This window comes from Mammaliicoccus sp. O-M54, assembly GCF_022386035.1.
Classification (GTDB): Bacteria; Bacillota; Bacilli; order Staphylococcales; family Staphylococcaceae; genus Mammaliicoccus; species Mammaliicoccus sciuri_A.
In genome coordinates this window covers 60,545-84,140 of the sequence record NZ_JAJNJE010000008.1, presented here as the reverse complement: position 1 = coordinate 84,140, position 23,596 = coordinate 60,545, and the positions used below count along the sequence as shown (strand labels likewise).

General features: G+C 33.0%; 25 protein-coding genes. 6 read left to right on the top strand and 19 right to left on the bottom strand.

All coding sequences use genetic code 11. From position 1 onward, the window contains the following. Positions 1-9 precede the first annotated feature (9 nt). The 9 genes from LQ673_RS12665 to LQ673_RS12625 all read right to left on the bottom strand — a co-directional run bounded on the left by LQ673_RS12665 (position 10) and on the right by LQ673_RS12625 (position 9,350). Positions 10-549: a GNAT family N-acetyltransferase gene (locus tag LQ673_RS12665; protein WP_037589273.1), complete on the bottom strand. Its 540-nt coding sequence runs from the start codon at positions 547-549 to the stop codon at positions 10-12. A gap of 68 nt (positions 550-617) precedes the next feature. After that, a complete protein-coding gene (locus tag LQ673_RS12660; RefSeq protein ID WP_025904728.1) occupies positions 618-950 on the bottom strand; it encodes a DUF779 domain-containing protein in 333 nt (110 codons plus the stop codon). Beyond that, positions 951-2,471 carry an acetaldehyde dehydrogenase ExaC gene (exaC, locus tag LQ673_RS12655; RefSeq protein WP_103362177.1) on the bottom strand — a complete coding sequence of 507 codons (1,521 nt, stop codon included), beginning with the start codon at positions 2,469-2,471 and terminating at the stop codon, positions 951-953. A 674-nt stretch (positions 2,472-3,145) separates the two neighbouring features. Beyond that, positions 3,146-4,717, bottom strand: coding sequence for a DNA-binding protein (locus LQ673_RS12650; RefSeq protein ID WP_191836365.1), 1,572 nt, complete (start codon positions 4,715-4,717; stop codon positions 3,146-3,148). An 86-nt stretch (positions 4,718-4,803) separates the two neighbouring features. Beyond that, positions 4,804-5,097, bottom strand: coding sequence for a hypothetical protein (locus LQ673_RS12645; protein WP_037589276.1), 294 nt, complete (start codon positions 5,095-5,097; stop codon positions 4,804-4,806). Positions 5,098-5,165: 68 nt separating this feature from the next. Further along, positions 5,166-6,017 carry an SA0632 family lipoprotein gene (locus LQ673_RS12640; protein ID WP_204173349.1) on the bottom strand — a complete coding sequence of 284 codons (852 nt, stop codon included), beginning with the start codon at positions 6,015-6,017 and terminating at the stop codon, positions 5,166-5,168. Between the two features lie 70 nt (positions 6,018-6,087). After that, the gene (locus LQ673_RS12635; RefSeq protein ID WP_037589278.1) at positions 6,088-8,130 is read right to left on the bottom strand and encodes a cation:proton antiporter; all 2,043 of its coding nucleotides are present in this window, start codon (positions 8,128-8,130) and stop codon (positions 6,088-6,090) included. Positions 8,131-8,148: 18 nt separating this feature from the next. After that, positions 8,149-8,586 (bottom strand): GNAT family N-acetyltransferase, encoded by a 438-nt coding sequence (locus LQ673_RS12630; protein ID WP_191836368.1) that lies wholly within the window; start codon positions 8,584-8,586, stop codon positions 8,149-8,151. An 11-nt stretch (positions 8,587-8,597) separates the two neighbouring features. Continuing rightward, the gene (locus tag LQ673_RS12625) at positions 8,598-9,350 is read right to left on the bottom strand and encodes a sulfite exporter TauE/SafE family protein (protein ID WP_239704797.1); all 753 of its coding nucleotides are present in this window, start codon (positions 9,348-9,350) and stop codon (positions 8,598-8,600) included. 144 nt (positions 9,351-9,494) lie between these two features. Between LQ673_RS12625 and LQ673_RS12620 the strand changes: the two genes are divergently transcribed. Then, complete coding sequence (locus LQ673_RS12620) at positions 9,495-10,178, top strand: DUF1129 family protein (RefSeq protein ID WP_037589281.1); 684 nt, start codon at positions 9,495-9,497, stop codon at positions 10,176-10,178. 598 nt (positions 10,179-10,776) lie between these two features. Here the strand turns inward: LQ673_RS12620 and LQ673_RS12615 are convergent. The 6 genes from LQ673_RS12615 to LQ673_RS12590 all read right to left on the bottom strand — a co-directional run bounded on the left by LQ673_RS12615 (position 10,777) and on the right by LQ673_RS12590 (position 14,991). Further along, positions 10,777-11,334: a hypothetical protein gene (locus tag LQ673_RS12615; RefSeq protein ID WP_204171232.1), complete on the bottom strand. Its 558-nt coding sequence runs from the start codon at positions 11,332-11,334 to the stop codon at positions 10,777-10,779. A gap of 15 nt (positions 11,335-11,349) precedes the next feature. Beyond that, positions 11,350-11,877 (bottom strand): GNAT family N-acetyltransferase, encoded by a 528-nt coding sequence (locus tag LQ673_RS12610; protein WP_107572590.1) that lies wholly within the window; start codon positions 11,875-11,877, stop codon positions 11,350-11,352. Between the two features lie 115 nt (positions 11,878-11,992). Then, positions 11,993-12,697 carry an amino acid ABC transporter permease gene (locus LQ673_RS12605; protein WP_025904717.1) on the bottom strand — a complete coding sequence of 235 codons (705 nt, stop codon included), beginning with the start codon at positions 12,695-12,697 and terminating at the stop codon, positions 11,993-11,995. Positions 12,698-12,702: 5 nt separating this feature from the next. Beyond that, positions 12,703-13,398: an amino acid ABC transporter permease gene (locus LQ673_RS12600; RefSeq protein ID WP_191836289.1), complete on the bottom strand. Its 696-nt coding sequence runs from the start codon at positions 13,396-13,398 to the stop codon at positions 12,703-12,705. A gap of 11 nt (positions 13,399-13,409) precedes the next feature. Further along, positions 13,410-14,237: a transporter substrate-binding domain-containing protein gene (locus LQ673_RS12595; RefSeq protein WP_191836288.1), complete on the bottom strand. Its 828-nt coding sequence runs from the start codon at positions 14,235-14,237 to the stop codon at positions 13,410-13,412. Between the two features lie 10 nt (positions 14,238-14,247). Next, complete coding sequence (locus LQ673_RS12590) at positions 14,248-14,991, bottom strand: amino acid ABC transporter ATP-binding protein (RefSeq protein ID WP_103362168.1); 744 nt, start codon at positions 14,989-14,991, stop codon at positions 14,248-14,250. A gap of 190 nt (positions 14,992-15,181) precedes the next feature. On the opposite strand from LQ673_RS12590, the gene LQ673_RS12585 reads away from it, so the two are divergent. After that, a complete protein-coding gene (locus LQ673_RS12585) occupies positions 15,182-16,465 on the top strand; it encodes a homocysteine synthase (RefSeq protein WP_037589286.1) in 1,284 nt (427 codons plus the stop codon). A gap of 138 nt (positions 16,466-16,603) precedes the next feature. Then, positions 16,604-17,359: an oxygen-insensitive NADPH nitroreductase gene (nfsA, locus tag LQ673_RS12580; RefSeq protein WP_037589287.1), complete on the top strand. Its 756-nt coding sequence runs from the start codon at positions 16,604-16,606 to the stop codon at positions 17,357-17,359. Positions 17,360-17,412: 53 nt separating this feature from the next. Here nfsA and LQ673_RS12575 read toward each other — a convergent pair whose 3' ends face one another. Together LQ673_RS12575 and LQ673_RS12570 are read right to left on the bottom strand one after the other, a co-directional pair. Further along, complete coding sequence (locus tag LQ673_RS12575; RefSeq protein ID WP_107565335.1) at positions 17,413-18,090, bottom strand: ABC transporter ATP-binding protein; 678 nt, start codon at positions 18,088-18,090, stop codon at positions 17,413-17,415. A 2-nt stretch (positions 18,091-18,092) separates the two neighbouring features. Then, on the bottom strand, positions 18,093-19,145 hold the full coding sequence (locus tag LQ673_RS12570) for an ABC transporter permease (RefSeq protein WP_159315795.1): 1,053 nt from the start codon (positions 19,143-19,145) through the stop codon (positions 18,093-18,095). Between the two features lie 179 nt (positions 19,146-19,324). Between LQ673_RS12570 and LQ673_RS12565 the strand changes: the two genes are divergently transcribed. Then, entirely contained in the window at positions 19,325-19,744 is a 420-nt protein-coding gene (locus tag LQ673_RS12565) for an OsmC family protein (protein WP_037589290.1), read from the top strand. Positions 19,745-19,799: 55 nt separating this feature from the next. Here LQ673_RS12565 and LQ673_RS12560 read toward each other — a convergent pair whose 3' ends face one another. Then, positions 19,800-20,699, bottom strand: a complete 900-nt coding sequence (locus LQ673_RS12560) for a DNA-3-methyladenine glycosylase family protein (protein ID WP_239745067.1) — start codon at positions 20,697-20,699, stop codon at positions 19,800-19,802. A 136-nt stretch (positions 20,700-20,835) separates the two neighbouring features. On the opposite strand from LQ673_RS12560, the gene LQ673_RS12555 reads away from it, so the two are divergent. Both LQ673_RS12555 and LQ673_RS12550 read left to right on the top strand, forming a co-directional pair. Continuing rightward, positions 20,836-21,735 carry an ABC transporter substrate-binding protein gene (locus LQ673_RS12555; RefSeq protein WP_107576910.1) on the top strand — a complete coding sequence of 300 codons (900 nt, stop codon included), beginning with the start codon at positions 20,836-20,838 and terminating at the stop codon, positions 21,733-21,735. 857 nt (positions 21,736-22,592) lie between these two features. Beyond that, the gene (locus LQ673_RS12550) at positions 22,593-23,150 is read left to right on the top strand and encodes a TetR/AcrR family transcriptional regulator (RefSeq protein ID WP_191836286.1); all 558 of its coding nucleotides are present in this window, start codon (positions 22,593-22,595) and stop codon (positions 23,148-23,150) included. Positions 23,151-23,231: 81 nt separating this feature from the next. Here the strand turns inward: LQ673_RS12550 and LQ673_RS12545 are convergent, their stop codons facing one another. After that, positions 23,232-23,564, bottom strand: coding sequence for a hypothetical protein (locus LQ673_RS12545; protein ID WP_159315799.1), 333 nt, complete (start codon positions 23,562-23,564; stop codon positions 23,232-23,234). Positions 23,565-23,596: the final 32 nt, after the last annotated feature.

Sequence of the window (23,596 nt, the reverse complement as noted above, 5' to 3'; positions counted from 1 at the left end):
ATCTACTCCTTACAATACTTTATGATATAAAACATGTGCTGCTAAATCATCATCATGTATGACTTTTGGATGCAAGAAATTCCTAATATGGTTCATTTCTAATTTTTCCATGACTCTTCTGGAAGGTTTATTAATTTCCGACGTAAAACTATACACTTCATCGATACCTTTTGATTTAGCATACGTTAATACCGCTTCCGCCGCTTCTGTTGCTAACCCATTACCCCATACATCCTTATCCATTCGCCAACCTATTTCATAAAAAGGTAATTCTGGGAAACTTAATTCGCTACCTTCTGGAATATAATTCAAACCTACCATACCGATAAAGCTTTTAGTTTCTTTTAATTCCACAGCAAATAAACCAATTTCATGTTGATCGATGACTGATTTCATTTGGTTAATCGTATTTTCAGTCGCACGATAGCTCAATATATCTGGAAAGTATCTTCTCACTTCAGGACTTGCATTCATACTTTGAAATAATGCAACATCCTCATCTTTCCAATTTCTAAGTATTAAACGTTTTGTTTCAATGTAATGTTTCATTTCATTCACCCAACCTTTATCATATTCAAAAAAGGATGTACTAATATTTTAGCACATCCTTCAAAAAATTATGATCTTACTGAACTCCTAATGTGAAACCTCTTCCCAGTTGGGCCTTCTATACTAAACATACCGCCTCTTCCATCGACAACATCGACTTCTAAATTCGTATGTTTCCAATATTCATATTGCTTATTATTCATATAGAATGGGACACCTTCAATTTCACCTAATTTCACATCTACATCTCCAATAATTAATGTTCCTTCAACAAATAACATTGGAGAGCTACCATCACAACATCCACCTGATTGATGAAAAATAAGGTTTTCACCATGTGTTTTCTTTAATTCTCTAATGAGTGATTTGGCTTTTTCAGTAGCAGTGACTTGTTCAGTCATTTAGAACAGTCCTGCAGGCTTCTCGTCATAACTCACGAGTAAGTTTTTAGTTTGTTGATAATGTTCTAACATCATCTTATGGTTCTCACGGCCAATACCACTCATTTTGTAACCACCGAAAGCAGCGTGAGCTGGATAAGTATGGTAGTTATTCACCCATACACGACCTGCTTGGATACCTCTACCAAAGCGATAAGCTTTATTTTGGTTTCTAGTCCAAATACCTGCACCTAAACCATATAAAGTATCATTCGCCATTTCTAATGCTTCTTCATCATCTTTAAATGTTGCTAATGATAATACTGGTCCAAAGATTTCTTCTTGGAATATTCTCATATTTTGTGTGCCTTTAAATATTGTTGGTTCAATATAGAAACCATTTTCTAATTCTCCAGCTTCTTCTCTTACATTACCACCAACTAATACTTCTGCACCTTCTTGTTTACCAATATCTAAATAGCTCTTAATTTTTTCAGCTTGTTCTTGTGAAGTTTGTGCACCAAGCATTGTTTCTGGATCGAGAGGATTACCTGTCTTAATTTGTTTTACACGTTCGATACATTTTTCGATGAATTTATCATAAATATCTTCATGTACCAATGCTCTTGATGGACATGTACATACTTCACCTTGGTTAAGTGCGAACATTACTAATCCTTCAACAGCTTTATCTAAGAAGTCATCATCTTCATCCATAATATCTTTGAAGAAGATATTTGGTGATTTACCACCTAATTCAAGGGTTACTGGAATTAAGTTTTGACTCGCATTTTGCATGATGATACGACCAGTAGTTGTTTCACCTGTAAATGCAACTTTATTAATATTTTCATGTGTTGCTAAAGCTTGTCCTGCTTCTGCACCAAAACCATTTACAACATTAATCAAGCCTTCTGGTAATAAGTCTTGAATCAGTTCAATAAGATGTAAAATAGATACAGGCGTTTGTTCTGCTGGTTTAAGTACAACAGCGTTACCTGTAACAATTGCTGGCGCTAATTTCCAAGTAGCCATTAATAACGGAAAGTTCCATGGAATAATTTGACCTACAACCCCAATAGGTTCCTTAAAGTGATACGCTACTGTATTGTCGTCAATTTGAGAGATTGCCCCTTCTTCTGCTCTGACCACACCAGCAAAGTATCTAAAATGATCCACAACTAATGGTAAATCAGCTGCTAAACATTCTCTAATAGGTTTACCATTATCAAATGTTTCAATAACTGCTAATTCTTCTAAATTTTCTTCAATACGATCGGCTATATCTAAGAGTAATTGCGAATGTTCAGCTGGCGATTTTTTCGCCCACTCAACTTGTGCTTTATGCGCTGCTTTAACTGCTTCATCTATGTCTTCTTTTGTAGAACGAGGAATTTTTGCATATACTTCACCAGTTACCGGTGATCCATTATCAAAGAATTCACCATTTTTAGGATCCACCCATTTACCACCGATAAAGTTCTGATACTTGTCTTTAACTTTGTATTTTGCATTTGCTGCAGTTGGATATTCAAAAGCCATATTAAAACGCCTCCCTTAGATTAATTACACTTTAATTTTAATCTAGGAAAACGCTTACATCAAATAAAATGCATTTTATATTATTAATAAAAATTTAAATAAAAAGTTACAAATATCTATATATAAAAAGCGTCTGGAGCATAAACTTATGCCTAGACGCTTAAATGTCGTTATATGAATTTTATTGAGATAGCGCTAAATGTCAGAATTCTGAATTCTGGTAATTAGAACGCTGTAACTTCCATTATTCTGAATTCTGGTAATTAGAACACTGTAACTTCCATTATTTCGAATTGTGGTAATTAGAACGCTGTAACTTCCATTATTCTGAATTCTGGTAATTAGAGCCCCCCTTTACGGACATTTCTCAGAATTCTGTCACTAACAACCACTCTTACGGACATTTCTCAGAATTCTGTCACTAACAACCACTCTTACGGACATTTCTCGGAATTCTGTCCCTAACAGCACCTCTTACGGACATTTCTCGGAATTCTGTCCCTAACAGCACCTCTTACGGACATTTCTCGGAATTCTGTCCCTAACAACGCCTCTTATGGACATTTCTCGGAATTCTGTCCCTAACAACGCCTCTTACGGACATTTCTCAGAATTCTGTCCCTAACAACGCCTCTTACGGACATTTCTCAGAATTCTGTCCCTAACGACACCCGTTATTGTACATTTAATGTCGTTTTGGCTATCACGTTGCCGCCTGATAAGACTTCAACTTCTACTTCGTTATCCGCTTCGTTTGCTATTTTGGATTTAAAATACCAATCGGTTACACCGTTTTTAATTTTTGGTGATACTGAACTTGAAACACCTGGTGCTTGTCCGTCGAACATACCTACTTCTTGTCCGTCTTTATTTTTAATCGACAACTGGAATTTATGATTTACTAATTTCGATTCATCGACATGGACTGTTATTTGAAATTTCTCTTGTTTCTGAACAGATGATGGCATTTCAAATGCACCTTGGTCACTCTTAGATGATTGATTATTATTTTGTTCTTTTGAACGAGGTGTTGTTGATTGATCATCTTTATTATTCTTACTTTCAGAGTTTGCACCATAACTTCCAGATGCATAAGTTGACGAATCATACCATTTATATCCTTGTTTAGGTGTTCCCCAAGGTTCTTTTTCATTTTCTCTACTATTTTCTGGTTGTTCAAAATTTAACAACTGCGTTTTTTCATCAAGTTGAACATTCAAAGATGATAAATCTTGTTGGTCATCTTTTTTATTTAACCATTCTACAATTTGCATAATCATTTTTTGGTTATCTTCTTCTTTAAATCCATCATAAGTCTTTTTAGTTTCACCATTGTCTTCACGTTTATACTTTGGTGACTTATCTTCTACCATTGAAGAATCACCTATAAATGCGCCTTTACCTTTAGATACTTTACTCACAGCTATATATGGACCTTCATTGCGGCCACCACCATTGTATATACCTTGGTCAACAGCATGATTCCATGCATCATCTTTTGATAATTTAGGAACAAAAGCGACACCTTTTGCTTTATTAGGATCTGTAATGGCGATTGTTGAACCGGCATGCATCGATACTGCTTTAACACCTTTAGTAATTCCAAAGCTATCTTTTTCATCCGCTAAATCATCTACTTTAATGTTACCTAATGCATTGTATCTAAATCTTAAGCCAAACACTTCGTTTAAGAAATCTCTACTTTGAACATCTTTCATCTTATCTGACGAGCTTTCTTCAGCGTTCATGCCTTTTGTAGGATTATCAAACGCACCTCTTCTATAACCATTCATCACTTCTGAAGAGTCATATCGATTAAAGTTTCTATCGGCATTATAATGATCACTAATCATTAATATACTGCCACCAGACTTCACATACTGCTCTATAGCGTCTTGTTCACTCGCTTTAAGTGGATTATTAGCCTCTGGAATAACAACGACTTCATAATTTTTCATTTTGTCATAATCTAATAATTGGTTATACCCTAAATCTGTTACTTCATAGTTTTCTTTAGTTAATGCATCAGCAAAATCAGAAAAGCCACCATTGATGACCCAATCTGCGCTGCCTGCTGTTTGACCATGTGCACTATCAAACAAGACTTTCCCTTTTATATCATCACTTTTAGGTGATAATACAATTTTTCCATCTTTACCTTCTTTCTCAGTTGCGTCATTTGAACAACCTGCAATAACAAAGACAATCAGTGTTATTAAACTCAATATCGACAGTTTAGACTTCATTATATTTCTCCTTATGTATAAAATATGGAGCGAGTGAGAAATCTTTTAAACTTAAAAGATTTCATCATCCCGCTCCGTTATGTGTTCTATGCTTTTCTAATATATGTTAGCAGTTTAATTGTTACAGGATCAGTATCATAATTTTTAAAGCCTCTAGGAACTTCAATCGTTGCATCAATCAAATCGTTAACATCATTAAAACGATATGTGACTTGATTAATATTAGATTTGCGATTAAAATTTACTGCTTCTGATGGCCAACTTCTAACCTCACCTGTTGTTGATTGTAATGTTCGACCTGTGATTGTTTCGATTTCATGACCTAATTCTAATAATGTCATTTTTCCGCCTTCAATCAGAACAAATTCTTTTTCGTGCACGATGACATCCCTCTTTTCAAATAATCCTTTGTTGTTTATTCCCTAATACAATTCAATCTAAACGCGACTTATAAATCTAATTTAAATGATTTTACTTTATCAGTTGCATCATCAAATGTAGCTGATTTACTTACACCACCGTGTATATTAAAAGTAGCACGGTTATTTTTAAGCGCATCATAGGCTTCATGAGAAATTGGAATAGATTTTAAACTTTTTGTCTTTTCACCAGGCTGATATTCATCTGTATTTTCTTTAGACTTTTTCATGTACTTTTCATTGTGAGAGTCTGGTATAAATGATGCATAATCAGATCGTTGTTTATGACTGCCATCTTGAATAGATGCCGTATTATCATAGTATAACTTATGATTAGAAGTATTTTCAGTTAATACTTCATACATCACGACATAACCATTTTTCGCACCGTTAAACAGTAAGACCTGTCCTTCAGGCATGTTATGCACTTGGAAAATTTGCAAATGATCAATATTGACTTTCATGCCACTGTCTTCAAATTGAAAATGTTTATCTTTAAGATCATGAATGAGTTCAACATCTCCATTTGTTGACGTTCGAATTGTATTAGGAAATGGCTTTTTTGCTGAGTCCTCTTTACTTTCAGCACTTGAAGTTTCTTTTTTGTCTGAAGAATCTTCTTTGCTACTTTTAGATTCTTCTGTATCTGATTGATTACTTTTCACTTCATCTTCAAGTTTTTTTAATTGTTCTTCTTTATCTTTAATACTTTCTTTTAACTTTTCATTTTCTTTTTCTAAAGACTTTTTATCTTTTTGATAATCTTTAGTCGATTTCTCTAAAGATTTAATTTCTTGTTCTAGATTTTTCTGTTCATCATCATTGCCACACGCTGCTAGAATAATTGATGAGCTCACCATAAGTAAAAGTGCCTTCTTCATAGGTGTCGCCTCCTATATATAGTCTTAAACATTTTACCACACAACATGTAAGCTATCTATTGAAAACAAACTATATGCTGTTACCGAGAACAATCATTTCATCATAATTAACAGATTCTCTTAGTTTGATTGCCATTGAACGACTGACTTTACCTTCTTCTGTTAACTGATTAATCATTTCTCTTTGAATTCTTAATGCGTAAATTTCCATTTCTGTATATACAGCAGTGTGATTACCTTTAAAGTAATCAGGCGTTAATCTTTCAACTTTGTTTAAGTAAGAATCACATACAATACTAATTTCAAATTCATTGTTGTCATTCATTTCTTCGGTTAATCTTTTAACAACATTGAAATGCACTTCTTTACTGATAAATCTCATTTCTTTAATGTTACTTTCAATTGAAAGTGAACTTGTAGCATTGATGAATGTTTTAATTTTTCTACGTCTAACAAATAATTTCAACATTAATTTCACTTTTGTATATAATGAAGCATTTTTAAATGTTGATGAACGTTCAGTAATTTGTCTGTAGTTATCAAATGTACTTTGAGATATTTTATTTTCTTTAATGAGTTTATCCAACGTATTGAATTCTGTATCAATCGCAATGCGTTGCATACGTTCTAACTCTTTAATATCTTCGTCTTTTTCTTCATTTTCTCTTAAGAATGATAATTGCATATGATAACTACGTGTGATTTTACCGTAAATATAGCTTGTTTCTTTACTGTAAAATTCTTGTAGATTTTCTAATGCACTTTCAATTAATAAAATTTTCGCTTCGTTAAATGTTAATAAACTTTGATCTTTCGGTTTAGCTTTTGGTGTAACGAGCGGCAATATTAATTGCGCGAGCACAAGACTGATTAAAATAACACCAGTTGCGATAAACAATAGATGATCGCGATAAATAAAATCAGTGTGTTCTGACAATTTAAATGGCAACATCAATGCGATTGCTAATGAAATGGTACCGTGAACACCACAAATCGTCATAATAAATGCATATTTAAAGCGATTTGGTTTATCTATTTCTGACTCTGGCGCAATATCTTTACCCGTATTTAACATTTTAGAAAATCGACTTTCTGGTAAATAGAAATATGGATATGAAATAAGCACCCAAATGTATCTAAATAGATACACTAATGCAGCTACAAATAGTGTAATACCAATAACATGCATAATTTCATGTTGTGGTTCTTCTAATATATTAATCATGACCTCAGGTATTAAGAAACCTAATAAAATAAATACAAAACCGTTTAATAAATAACTCAGTAAATCCCATGTATGATTATATGTTACTTGCTCTTTCGTCGTTGCTTGAGCAATTCTGTCTTTTTCAACACCGTGAATTAAACCTGCAACAACTGCAGCAATAATACCTGATGAATGGAATGTTTCAGCAATAATATAAACTAGAAACGGCGTAATAACCTGGATGAACGTCAACATATTACCGTTATTAATCCCATTTCGAGTTAAATAAACACGTAACTGTACAACACCATAACCAATGATAAGACCAACAATTGCGCCTCCGATTGCAGTTATGAAGAACTGGCCAACTGCACCAGTTAATGAGAATGAACCACCTACTAATGCGGCTAATGCAATCTTAAATGATAAGATACCTGCAGCATCATTTAGTAAAGATTCACCTTCTAATATAGTCATAGAACCTTTAGGCAATAATTTACCTTTCGCAATAGCTTGAACGGCTACCGCATCTGTAGGTGACACAATTGCACCAATTGCAAAACATGCAGCTAATGGTAATTCTGGCCAGATAATATGTAATAAGAAGCCGAGACCAATAACTGTTGAGAATACAAGCACTAATGCCATTGACATAACAGGTTTCAAATATCTCGCTAAATGGAAACGTGATACCGAAATACCTTCTAAAAATAGCAATGGTGCGATAATTCCTACCATAAATACTTCTGACTCAAAGTTTAATTCAACTGGAATTGGAGATAAGAATATAACAAAACCAATTATGATTTGAACAAAACTTAAAGGTATCTTAGAAATATAATGATGTATGATTGAACTTAGGATGATACCCATGATGAACCATAAGAAACCTTCAAATATGGCCATAAAATTCCTCTCTTCTGTTTAAAATAACTTTTTACGCATAATAACTTTTTCAACTTCGTAGTCCATTGATTCATTTAAATGAATCATTGTTTTATTGTGAGCATGGACTGTTGAAACGATGGTATACGCACCCATATCTTTCGCCCACTTTTCTAATTCTCGTTTCAAAGCGGTTGCTATACCTTTATTTCTATGACTTTTCTCAACGAGAAGGTTGTATATCTTAACCTCTCGATCATGAACATTATATTTCGCCCATATAAAACCGATGCATTCATCTTGAATTAAAGCACCTTTCAAAACACTCTTCTCATATTCAAGAGATCGCTTTATTGCTTCGTATTCTAATGATGTAGCAAGTCTCAAGCTTTGATTTTCATCTTTAAATGAAGAAGCAGCCATTTCACTAATGCTATATATCGTTGCGTCATCTTCTATATTTTTTATGACAACCATTTTTACCCTACCTAATTATTCTCGATTAATAATTTAATTGCTAAAATAAATATAATAATAAACATTATGATTTTTAGTTTCTTTTCAGGTAAAGAAACTGTTAAACGACCACCTATAAAGCCACCTAATCCTGAACCAAGTGCTAAACTTATGGCAAATGGCCAATTAACATAACCTTGAAAAATAAAAACAAAAGTAGATAATGATAAGTAAATCGTTATAACTAAAGTCTTCATACACTGAACTTCAGCATAAGTCAGTCTTGGCATAATTAAATTTAAAGCTATAATAAATAAAAATCCTACAGCAGCTTGAACAATGCCACCATAAATACCAAGTGCTAGAAAAACAATAATGAGAAGTACAATTCTAAAGATAGATAATTTTTCAGATTGTTTTTGTGTATCTTTCCATCTGGTAGGAATAATCATAACGATTAAAACGAGAAGCATAATAATACCTAACATGCGGTTAAAGACAGCATCCGGGAGATTTATAGCGAAATGAACGCCAATGAAAGAGCCAATAATAGCAGGCACACTTAACATCAAGCTCAACTTAACATTTTTCATGCCTTTTATATAAAACACATATAACGCTAATAAATTTTGAACTAAAATCGCAACCCTGTTCGATGCGTTCGCAACAGTAGTTGGTAGTCCAAAAAATATAAGTAATGGCAAAACAATTAATGAGCCACCAGCAGATACGATATTAATCGTTCCTGCAAAAACCCCTACTAAAAAGATAATAAATAATGTCATGATCTCCAAGACTACACCACCTGTTACATTTAATAATATCGAAAAATGAATCATCTGTAAAAAGTATAAACCTCAAATTTGTAATGTTTTTATTAGAAAATACTTGTTAAAATAAAATTATTGATAACAGAAAGGAAAACGCTGATGAAAAAATCAACACGCGACCTTATAATCGAAAATAACGTAAAACGATTAAGACTCAATAGTCACGATAGAGAAGTTTACGAAAATTATATAACATATGTACGTGCAAATTTGAGCATCAATGAATATGACTCAGAGAAAATGTTGCTCAATATACTTAATCATTTGTTAAGTGCCGAAAAAGACGGCATGCATGCCATGGAATTTTTTGACCACGATCCAAAAAAACATGCCGACACGATGATTAGAAATATGCCAAATAGAACATTCCAGAATATATTTAAATTTATCGGATTACACATCCTTATTTTGTTAGGTGTATTTTCATTCATAAGAGGATTCACAGGATTCTTCACACAAGTTGAATTCACATATCTTTACACATTCCTCATCACCTTTGTAACAGGATTTACGATGATTTTTATATTTATATGGATGATATTTAAAGTCGTTCAAATACGAATATATAGCGAATCCAATTGGACAACCATGATTACTAATATATTGATATTCGGGACATTAGTTGTAACGATACTAGCCTTTTATTTACCAGGCGTCTATTTACAATTAGGACCTAAAATATATACATCAAATTGGGCATATATCATACTTTCATTCATACTAACACCACTCGGATTATATATAGATCACCATAGAAAAATAGACCAACCCGATTCAAGGTAAAAGGACAAGCGGAACCATCGTTGATTATGGTTCCGCTTGTTTCATTTAATGCGATAACAGGAAATTACCAGGCCGATAATTTATTTTATCGGCCTGGTAATCTCATTTTCGGGTCGATATTTATTTTTATCGGCCTGCAAATCCCATTTTCGGGCCGATATTTTTATTTATCGGCCTGCAAATCTCGTTTTCGGGTCGATATTTTATTTTATCGGCCTGGTAATCCTGTTTCTGGACCGGTAATTATTTTTATCGGTCCATATTTCTCGTTTCTGGACCGGTAAATTTTTTTATCGGTCCATATTTCTCATTTCTGGACCGGTAATTTATTTTATCGGTCCACATTTCTCATTTCTGGACCGGTAAATTTTTTTATCGGTCCATATTTCTCGTTTCTGGACCGGTAATTATTTTTATCGGTCCATATTTCTCGTTTCTGGACCGGTAATTTTATTTATCGGTCCATATTTCTCATTTCTGGACCGGTAAATTTTTTTATCGGTCCATATTTCTCATTTCTGGACCGGTAATTTATTTTATCGGTCCATATTTCTCATTTCTGGACCGATAATTATTTTTATCGGTCCAGAAAGTCACCTCATATAACAAAAGTTCCTATATATAGAATTAAAAATATCAATAGTGTTTCAATATTTATAAAAATCACATTTGGACTAATACCTTTCTTGTGTCTTGTTAAATAATTTATAAGGATGCCAATATAATAGACAATCGTTATACCACATATTAGAACTAATAATCCTATCCCATAATCATTGTTTTGAATTAAATGTATGCCTAATAGTAATAACCATACTGATTTCATTACATTACCAGCTACCTCTAATGGATCAGATACAATTTTGAACACTTTATCTATGGTTTTTGTTTTAAACAAATTCGTATATGCTAATAAATCACAAATCACTTGTAGGAACATCGATACACTCATCAGTATTGTAAATATCAATCCTAATATCAATACAATGCCATTTAAGTCCCCTTCAAGTTTTGCATAATAAATTAAAGGAATTTGGCTAAAACAAATAAAGATTATTGTAAACATCGTATGAATAATATAGAATTTTTCATTTTTAATTAAGTAATTAGCCAATAATAACAAACATATATAAACACCCAACCCTACTACCACCATGCTGCTCACCTATCTTTAATAGTTTTCGTTTACGATGGCATATAGGTAATGGTCTTTCCATTCGCCATTGATTCTTACGTTAGATCTGTTTAGTCCTTCGCGTGTCATGCCTGCTTTTTCTAATACTCTAACTGAACCGATATTTGTTGGTTGTACGCCCGCTTCAACTCTATGAAATCCTAATTCATTAAATGCGATACGAATGACTTCTTTTGCTGCCAATGTTGTAATACCTTTTCCGTTATATGCTGCGTCTAATGCATAACCCATCATACAGCTCTGTATATTGTGTCTAACGACTGCAAATAAATCTATCGTACCGATTACTTTATTATCTTCTTTATGTACAATGACATAGTGATAGCCCTTATCTTCTGTCATATCTTGCAAATGTTTATCGATAATTTTTCTATAATTATAGAGTTGGTAGTCTGAATCTTTTCTGTCTGCTGCTGAATATGATTCAAATAGTGCTCTATTACGTACATCTATATCTAATAATTCACTTGCGTCGTTCATTTCTACTGGTCGGATTTCAATCATGTTGCACCCCCGATATTTATTTATCTATTAGTATACACTTATACGATGTAAAGTTATAAAAAAACAAGGTCATAGTTAAAATTTCCTAGGAAATAATAATCTATGACCTTGCGCGTTATGTTTGATATAAATATTTTCCAACTCTGTTTTCCATCTTTCCAAAAATCCATTCGAAAAAGATAGCCATAATCCAATATATTGCACTAGCTATAATATATACTTCAACAAAACGATAACCATCGTTAGCAATAATTTGGCTGATTGCGAGTATTTCTGTTACTTGCACAACAAACGCGATTGCTGTTCCTTTAATTAAAGCAATAAATTGATTACCTAAGTTCGGAATTGCATAACCTAAAGCTTGAGGTATCACAATTCTCATAAGTATATGACGTTTTCTAAGTCCTACTGTAAGTGCCGCTTCTATTTGTTTATCATCAACACTTCGTAAACCACCACGCATCACTTCAGTCAAATACGCAGCTGAATGTAATGTAAATACAAATAATACGATTGCTAAAGGATTTATGCCATCTGGATTAATGTTCAAATGCCACATTTTGTTTAACCACTCTATGACTACAGGCGTCCCATAATAAAAAGCAAACAACTGAACGATGAGTGGTGTCGATCTAAAGAATGAAACAAATATGACAATAAGTTGGTTAATAACTGGATACTTAGCTTGTCTTATTAATGCAAAAGCAGTACCTATCACTAAACCAATTACCATACTGACAACTGCTATTAATAACGTTGTTGGCACACCTTTTAAAATATCTCCAACATGTTCATACATAAAAGGAAAATCTATCGTCAAATTGCTCACCTCATTTGTTCAGTTTGATATGGAATATTGTATTTCTTTTCTAAAAGCATCACGATAAATTCGACTATGATACAGATAACCCAGTAAATGATACAAATCGCGACATATACGGGAAACATGCCTAGTCCGTAGTTATTACCGATAATTAAATTTACTTGTCCCATCATGTCGATTAAACCGATTGTAAACGCTAATGATGTGTCTTTAATCAGTTCTATAACTTGATTACCGATGTTTGGTAAACTATTTCTAAATCCTTGTGGAATAATAATTCTTAATAAAATTGTACGATCATTAAGACCGACTGTTTTCCCTGCTTCAATTTGACCTTTATCAACAGAGTTATATCCAGCTCTCATCACTTCTGATAAATATGAACCAGTATGCAGCGTGAATGTCAAAATCACAAAGAAAAGTCTACTAAAGTGATTAATATCAATGTAAATCCACTGCAATATGATCGGTAACGCAAAATATACTAAAAATAGTTGTAATATAAGTGGCGTACTTCTAACAAAGGATATATATAATTTTACGATTTGGGATAGTGCAGGTACTTTTTTGATTCTAATAACTGCTAATACTAGCCCCAATATCATCGCAAATAAAAGAGAAAGAACGGTTATTAACAATGTTATTGGTAGTTTATCCAGTATTTGCACAAACAAATCTGGCCAAGTAGTTGTTCCCATATGTCTCCTCCTTATAAGCGGTCTTTAATATCATTTAATGACTCTTTATCATCAAATATATTAAATCCAAACCATTTTTTAGATAATTCCTCTAGCGTACCGTCTTCTTTTAACTCTTTAGTCGCTTTGTCTATATCTTTTTGTAATTGCGTATTTTTCTTGTTATATAAAATATGAACAGATTCTTTTGAAACAACGCCACCAACTTTTACATCAGCATTGAGTTCTTTTTGAATTGCTTGGTAAGTTGTTAAGTTTAAGAACATGGCATCTCTTCTTTTAGATTCGATCATTTTGAAATTCTCACCATTTGAAACTTTATGAATTTCATCAATGTCGATTTGATTATTATGTGTCTTGTTGTAACCTGTTAAGATTGAATATAAGCCACCACTCGGTGACATAGGCGTCAGTCTTTTATGTTGTAAATCATCTAAAGTTTCAATATCATTTGTATCATTATGTACAATAAGTGTTGTTAAAGAATATACATAAGGTTCTTTTTGATATAAGAATTTCTGCTCTCTTTCAGGCGTTTTGAAGAACCAATTAATACCCATATCAAATTTACCGACACCAATACCGACAACGTTAGATTCTTCTTCTCCGAATTCATATTGGAAATCATACTGTGGTAATTTCTTTTCAAGTTCTTTCATGTAATCCATATCGTATCCGACTGGTTTATTATCACTATCTGTATATAAATAAGGCGGATTGACTTCTGCAGATAAAGCTACTTTAACTACTTTTTTACCGTTATTTTCTTTTGTGATTGTGCCGCAACCAGAGAAAGAAATGATGAGCATCATCAAAATCAATAATTTAATATACTTCATTCTTTACCTCCTACAATCCGACTGGTGTTAAACGACTTAAGAATCTTCTCGTACGTTCAGACGCTGGATTATCAATAACGGCTTCTGGTGTCCCACTTTCAATAATTTCACCTTTATCCATAAACACAACTTGATCAGATACTTCTTTCGCAAATTGAATTTCATGCGTTACAATAACCATCGTTCTACCTTCGCTTGCGATTTCTTGAATAATATTTAACACACCTTGTACAGATTCCGGATCAAGTGCTGAAGTCGGTTCATCTAATAACAATACTTCAGGTTCGATACTGAGTGCTCTCACGATACCAACTCGTTGCTGTTGTCCACCTGACAATTGAACAGGATAAACATCTGCTTTATCATCTAAAGATACTTTCTTAAGATACTTCATAGCTTTTTCTTTAGCATCTTTCTTCTTCATTCCTTGTCCGTATATTAAACCTTCTGTAATGTTTTCTAAAATCGTACGGTTTTTAAACAAATTATAGTGTTGAAAGACCATTGCAGATTGACTTCTTAAGCGTGTAACATCCTGTTTTTGATAATTTTCTACATCGAACTTACAATTCCCTAGTTCGATCAATCCTTTATATGGTGTTTCAAGCATATTTAAACTTCTTAGTAGCGTCGTCTTCCCCGATCCACTTGGTCCAATAATTGTTGTGACGGTACCTTTTTCTTGTTCAAAATTTATATTCTTCAAAATTTCTTGTGTACCAAATTTATGATACAACCCTTCAACTTTAAGCAAGTCATTCACTCCCGAACGTAATAATATTTTGAATTTATCACAACTATTCTTATAAGTAAAGTCGGTTTTAATTTAAAATTGCATTTTAAAAGGCTTTATGAAATTTTCTTATCTTTTAACTCGGATTTAATTGAATTTTTTAAATTATCTGACTATAATGACATATATAACTTTAGGAGGGATTATTTTTATGACACAAGAAAATTGGAATAAAGAAACTTTAGCCATTCATGGTGGACAAGTACCTGATCCTGTAACAGGTTCTACAGCTGTACCTATTCATCAAACAACTTCATATACGTTTAAATCTACTGAACATGCGAAGAACTTATTCGCTTTAGCTGAAGAAGGTAACATATATTCTCGAATCATGAACCCAACGAATGATGTATTCGAGAAACGTATCGCTTTATTAGAAGGCGGACTAGCAGCATTAAGTGTTGGTAGCGGTCAAGCAGCCATTACATTGAGTATATTAAATATTGCAGAAAGTGGCTCTGAAGTAGTCGCATCTACTAACCTATATGGTGGTACATATAATTTATTTGCTGTAACTTTAAAGAAATTTGGCATTAAAGTTCACTTTGTAGATCCAGATGATCCTGCAAATTTTGAAGCAGCAATCAATGAAAACACGAAACTTATTTTCGCTGAAACAATTGGTAACCCACGTATAGATGTATTAGATATTGAAGCTGTTGCTAAAGTGGCTCACGATAATGGCATTCCATTAATCGTCGATAATACATTTGCTACACCTCACCTACTACAACCAATTAAATTTGGTGCTGACATCGTTGTCCATTCTGCGACTAAATTTATTGGTGGTCACGGTACATCAATTGGTGGTGTGATTGTAGATAGTGGTCAATTTAACTGGGATAATGGCAAATTCCCTGGATTAGTTGAACCTGATCCAAGTTATCATGGTGTATCTTATGTCAATGACGTTGGTGCAGCTGCATACATTACGAAAGCACGTGTACAATTATTGCGAGACATTGGACCAGCACTTTCTCCATTTAATGCACAACAATTCCTAATCGGACTTGAAACTTTACATTTAAGAACAGAACGTCATTCTGAAAATGCTCAAAAAGTTGCAGAGTTTCTAGAAAATCATGAAAAAGTAAGCTGGGTTAATTATCCTGGTCTTAAATCTAATCAATATCACGAACTCGCTACTAAATACTTACCTAATGGCCAAGGTGCTATCTTAACATTTGGTGTTAAAGGCGATTCAGAAGCTATCCCCGAATTTGTAGAAGCACTGAATTTATTCTCTTTATTAGCAAACGTTGGTGATTCTAAATCACTTATCATACATCCAGCAAGTACAACACACCAACAATTAACAGACGAAGAACAACTTGCATCAGGTGTCACAAAAGACTTAGTACGCTTATCAGTTGGTACAGAATCTAGCGAAGACATTATTAAAGATTTAGAACAAGCGTTAAATAAAATTAAATAAGTTTCACTTAATAAGCGTTTAGGATTTCATTTGATATCCTAAACGTTTATTTTTTATTTAAAGCACCTTATATGAATATTTTTAATATTTTTGATAACATTTATATATCATAAGAATTATAAAGGAGCACTGAACATAATGAATCAAAGTGTATTTGACTTAACTCAACAGCATCGATCTGTTAGACAGTTTAAAGATGAACCTCTTTCTAAAGAGACTGTAGAAAAATTAGTAAAAGCAGGACAAATGGCTTCAACTTCAAGTTACGTTCAAGCTTATTCTATTATTGGTATTACAGACCCAGAAATTAAACAAGCATTAAAAGAAGTATCAGGGCAACAACATGTTGTCGATAACGGTTATTTATTTGTGTATGTGATAGATTATTACCGTCATAGTTTAATTAACCAAGAAACACAAGGTAATATGCAACCTAGTTTTGAGTCAGCTGAAGGCTTGCTCGTTGGTACGATAGATGTTGCGCTTGCTGCACAGAATGTAGCATTAACAGCTGAAGATATGGGGTTAGGCATTGTTTATTTAGGATCATTACGTAACGATGTTGGTCGAGTGAGTGAGATATTAAACTTACCTGAGCATGTCTTCCCACTATTCGGTATGGCTGTCGGTGTACCAAGTGATGACGATCAAGGGTCACCTAAGCAACGCTTACCATTTGAACATGTCTTCCACGAAAATCAATACAATGCTGACAAAGAACAACAACTTAGTCAAATTAAACAATATGACAAAGACATTCAAGAATATTATGAAAAACGTACCCAAGGCAAGCGCTCAGAATCTTGGTCAGAACAAATTAAGAATATGATGAGCAAAAAAACAAGACCAGATATTCTAGAAAAATTAAATTTAAAAGGATTTATTAAAAAATAAACATACAAAAAGCGACTGTGAGATGATTAACAATCTCCAGCCGCTTTTTCTAATTATGATACTTGTTCCTCAATTCTTCCGTCACTTAATTTAATCACTTTATCTGCAAATTCAAATATTCTTTCATCATGTGTAATCATAATACCAATTGAATTATTCTCTTTTACACTATTTTTAATCATTTTTGCTACTTCTATTGCACGTTTTGAATCTAAACTTGCAGTAGGTTCATCTGCCAAAATCATTTTTGGATGATTCATCCAAGCTCTCATAATTGCAACACGTTGTTTTTCCCCACCTGACAATTCATTTGGATATGATTTGAGTCTATGAGATAAACCAATTTGTTTTAATAATTTTTCAGCTCTTTCTTTAGCATCTTTCTTACGCATACCAGCCATTTCACCAACATAAACAAGTTGATCTGTAACATTTAAATATGGTATTAAGTGTGATGATTGAAAGATAAACCCTATTTGATTCAATCTCATATCTGTTAATTTTTTATCTGATAAGTCTACATAATCTAAATCGTCTAATGTTATTTCTCCTGAGCTTTTGCCAAGTAATCCACCAATAATAGAAAGTAATGTAGATTTCCCTGAACCAGAGGCACCATTCAAAATAACAAGCTGCCCTTTTTCTGCTGTAAATGTAATGTCATTTAATACTTGTGTTTTTGCTTCATTTTCTCCGAATGATTTTGTAACATGTTCAACAACTAATCCCATTATTATTCTCCTCCTATAGCTTCAAGTGGTTCGATTTTTGTCACTTTAATCAGTGATAGTACGGCGCCGATTAATGAAACTACGATGAATACGGCTACCATTAACATCATTAAGTTTGCGTCAATATAGAATGGCATTGAAACTGGCATCACACTGTTGATGATAAATATAACGGCAATGGATAAGACCACGCCCACTAATGTAATCATCAGAATTTGCAGCATTAATGATGAGATAAGTGATATGTTTTTTGTACCGATTGCTTTTAAAATACCAAATTGGCTTGTTTTTTGAATTGTCATAACATAGAAGAATGCCGTAATAACAATCGCTGAAATAACGAATAAGAATACAATCATCAAGTTCAATGGTTGTTGTTCTGCGTTATAACTTGGAATGGCATTTAACATGTCATCTTGTGAAATGACTTTAACATTGTCTATGTCGTTGATTTCACTTTTTTGATGATCATTCAAGTTATCATATGCAATGACTGAAATATGATGACCTTTCAACGCATCCATACCATTTTCATTTACATATGCCATTGATGTATGTGAGAACATGATATTATCAGCGAATCCTGAGATTTTATATGATTGATCGCCTTCTGATAATTTAATTTCGTCCCCTACTTTAAAACCTTCTGCTTTTAATTTTTCATTCAATAACACTTCGTTTTTATTTTGAGGTAAATGTCCTTCTGTTGGTTTCGGTTTAATGTTATTTGTCATTTGTGTAAACATTAAATCCGTTTTCCCGCTTTTAGTATCAATTTTTTGCATTGCTGTTTTGATTGTGTCGCCTTTAGCGATTGTATTAACAGCGTCATCAGTTTTAGTCGTAATATTAGACTGACTCAAGTTATTGTCAGCATCACTGGCGATTACGTACGTACTTTTATTCCATTGTTCAATTCCCGATACATTCTCTTTAGCTAACCCTTGTGCTAAAGCTGATATAAATAACACTAAAAATGCTAATAAGAATAAAATTAATGTTACGAGTAGATATTTAAATTTGTAATAAGTAAGCTCTTTAAGTGCTAGTTTCATGTCTATCCGTTCCTCTCTCTTTAATGTATATACATATCATAGCGAGGCAATATGAACTGAATATGAACAAAAAGACATAAAACAAATTTTTTTATTTTATGAATGATTATGGGAAAGACGATTTACTAGTCTATATTATTTGAAGTTGATACAATTTAGAAAAAGAGGAGGAGAGCTTAATGATTAAGTCTACTTGGCAAGGTAAGAAAACTTTTAAAGCACAATCCAAATTTGGCCATGACATCATCTCTGATGCACCAACAGAATCAGGTGGAGATGACAACGGTCCATCTCCTGTTGAACTTATGCTAAGCGGTTTAGCTGGATGTACTGGAATTGATGTTACCAATTTAATGAAAGAACGTTTAGCACAAGTTACGAAATTAGAAATTACTGTAGATGATGAAAGAGAAGATACAACATCTCGAGCAGTGAAACATGTCACATTAATCTTTGATGTTGAAGGTGAAGTGGATTTAAAAAAATTAAAGCGTTCCATAAAACTGAGTGTCGAAAAATATTGTACGGTTGCACATTCTTTAAAAGCAACAATTGAACCGAAACTTATCTTTAATGGTGAAGAACAAACTTTAGACTAAACAATAAGAGTTGGATGAAATACCCTATTTATCGTAGAGATTTCAATCCAACTCTTTAATTTTGAATATGTGGTGCTCGCCATATATAAAATGTTGCATATGAACTCCACTCATGCCAACCTTCATTCAAACTCAACATTTGTTCTTTAGATGGTTTCTTACCTAAATTCAAGATGTCTTTCAATGCGTTTTGTAAACCAACATCCCCGATTGGAAAAGCATCCTGAACACCTAACGCACGCATCATAACATAATGTGCTGTCCAAGGACCAATCCCTCTATTTTTAATAAGTGTACGCTCAATTTCATTTGTATCTTCAATATCCAACAACATGTCTTTAGATAACATTTGAGAATGCATTCTTTTCGCAATATCTATTAGATATTCTGCTTTTCTTCTTGAAAATTTTAAATCCATTAACTCTTGTACAGAAACATTCGCAATCACTTCAACTGTAGGATGGATATAATAAGCTTTATGATTGTAAGTTATTTTTTCGCCATATGTTTGAACAAGTCTCTTTTTAAGTTGGTATGCAAATGTTAAATTAATTTGCTGTCCAATTATGCCCCAGGAAATAGCTTCAAATAAATTTGGAATTCTAATCAATCTTAAACCATATAATTCCTGGATTAATGGCTTTAGTATTTCATTTTTTCTACCATATTGGTAAAACGATGATAAATCTGCTGAGAAATCGAACCATTCTTCTATATATGCAATTATTTTTTCAGTAAGTGCGGGATTTACAGAAACATCATTTAAAATCTCAACAATTAAGTAATGGTGATGATAATAAATACACATCAACAGTCGCTCGCCATCTAAATTAATCGCACGATAAATTTTATGATCTTCAACTTCAAATAACACTTCATTCTCATCTCTTTTTAAATAATCTAAGCATTTTTCATAGTCGAATCTTTCGGGACATTCTATTCTAATTTCATGCATGATACATCACCTCCATCGTTACAGTTTATTATCCATTATTTACAATTCATAAACAAATTTAAAATAAAAAAATGGATACTATTTAACAAATTAACATGATATAATTGAAAGTAATTATCACTTAGGAGAGAGAAAAATGACAAAAAAATTACTTGTATTCCTCGCTACATTGTTACTTGTATTAGCAGCTTGTGGCAACAAAGACGATGACTCATCTAAAAGCAAAACTCACAAATATAAAACAGATGAAGGTAAAACAGTTGAAATTCCTAACAATCCAAAACGTGTTGTCGTATTAACAACTAACCAAGGTAACTTCCAAAAACTTGGTGTTGATCCAGTCGGAACAGATGCTGATTTCCCTAAATCAAAATATGTTGACGATAAAGATGGGAAACGTGTTGGTTCTGAAGATGTTGAAGCTGTTACAAAGCTTAAACCAGATTTAATCATTACTTATAATGCTAACCCACAAATTAAAAAATATGAAAAAATAGCACCTACTGTACCATTCGACCACAGTAAACGTACTTTTAAAGAAGTACACATTGAAATCGGGAAATTATTAGGTAAAGAAGATAAAGCTAAAGAACAAGTTAAAGAATTAGAAGATATCATGGCTAAAGACGGGAAAGAAGTTCAAGACAAAATTGGTAAAGACAGCACAGTTTCTATCATGGAAGTTGGACCTAAAGAACTTACATTAATCGGTAAGAACTTTGGTAGAGGTTCAGAAGTCATTTATCAAGGATTTGGATTTAAACATCCAGAAGCAGCACAAAAAGACATCCCTAAAGAAGGTTGGTTAACAACTTCATTCGAAAACTTTAATAAATACACTGGTGATTATTTATTAATCCCAACTGAAAATGGAAAAGCACCAAGTTCTTCATTAACTAAAGGTAGCATTTGGAAAAACACACCAGCAGTTAAAGAAGATCACGTGTACTACTATCCAAGAAATGAATTTATGTATTCAGATCCAATTTCAATCGAAAAACAATCTAAATACTTCAAAGATATGTTAACTAAATAATAAAGCAGAGACTAGGTCATAGTGACCTAGTCTCTTCTATTATATATGGGGGTTGTTAAATATGTACGTAATGGCGGGCTTGTGAACACTTTCTGCCAAACTTGTTCATAACGATGGCTTTGTGAACACTTTCTGCCAAACTTGTTCATAACGAGGGCCTTGTGAACACTTCTGGCCAAACTTGTTCATAACGAGGGCCTTGTGAACACTTCTGGCCAAACTTGTTCATAACAGGGGTCTTAGTTACAAAACTCGGCCGAAGTGTTACTATAGACCTCCTTAATTACAAAACTCCGCCGAAGTGTTACTATGGACCTCCTTAGTTACAAAAGTCGCCTGAAGTGTTACTAAGAATAGCCATAATTACAAAAGCCGCCTGAAGTGTTACTATAGACTGCCTTAGTTACAAAACTCCGCTGAAGTGTTACTATAGACTGCCTTAATTACAAAAGTCGCCTGAAGTGTTACTAACACACTCGTTATTTGCACTTCTCACCAAACTTGCTAATAACGACACCAGTATTTGCACTTCTCACTAAAACTGCTAATAACAACCTCAGTATTTGCACTTCTCACCAAAACTGCTAATAACAACCTCAGTATTTGCACTTCTCACCAAAACTGCTAATAACAACCTCAGTATTTGCACTTCTCATCAAAACTGCTAATAACGACACCAGTATTTGCACTTCTCACTAAAACTGCTAATAACAACCTCAGTATTTGCACTTCTTGCCAAAACTGCTAATAACGACACGCTCCCATACATAACTCATATCATCTGTAACTCACAACCTCCCTATTTGCATTTCATAAATTTTATGCATACACTGTATATTAAAGGAGTGGAATTCATTTTGACTAAACAAACGGATTTACGCGTGATTAAAACTAAAAAAGCACTCACAGAAACATTAATCTCGATTCTTAAAGAGAAGAATTTCTCAGAGATTACTGTAAATGAAATTTGTCATACATCGCTTATACATAGAACAACTTTTTACAAGCATTTTATGGATAAGTTTGATCTCTTACAATATGCATTAAGCGAATATACAAAAGATTTCTTTGAATTAGATTTATACGACCGTCTACATCATCCATTTCAATCGATGGAAAAGGCATTTATCAGTGAGTTAAGTGACGTATTTGAAAAGCAAAAAGATAATAGTGATACTGCATTTATGGACGAAATCGCTAAGTACTTTATTGAAGTATTCAGCAAAGATTTCAAAAATAATATCAATATGGTTTCAACACCAGAGCATTTACCTCAATCTTTACTACCTTTTATTTACGCTTCTAATTTAGCTGGTATTATACATTGGTCAAAGTCCACAAATAATGATTTAGACTATGAAAAGCTTGATAAAATTTTTAACGAAGTCAATATTATTGGATTGAATAACAGTTAATCTATTTCATCATTTGTATAAAAAAAACCTTTCAATTTAGACCTATTATGGTCTTCATTGAAAGGTTTTTAACGATGTTATTTATTGTTGAACAAGATTGTTAACGTAATCTTTGAATGCTTCTTTGTCGCCTTCTTCAATATCAATCATTGCAACTTTTCCTTGTGGGAGGAATTCAATAAATAATACACCTTTATCTTCTATTGTAACGGCTTTGATATCTTGATAACTAAATACTCTTTTATAAGGTTCACCGTTCATATCAACGCTCATAATAACACGTTCGTTTGTTGTAATATATGCCCCTTTAAATTGGCTTTGTTCGCCTACTTTATAAATAATTGTTCCTAATACACTTGGACCAACTTTTTCTGTAGGATATAATTCATTTTCATCAATTTCATTTAATTTCATGTTCAATACCTCCATTTAATAACTACTTCTAT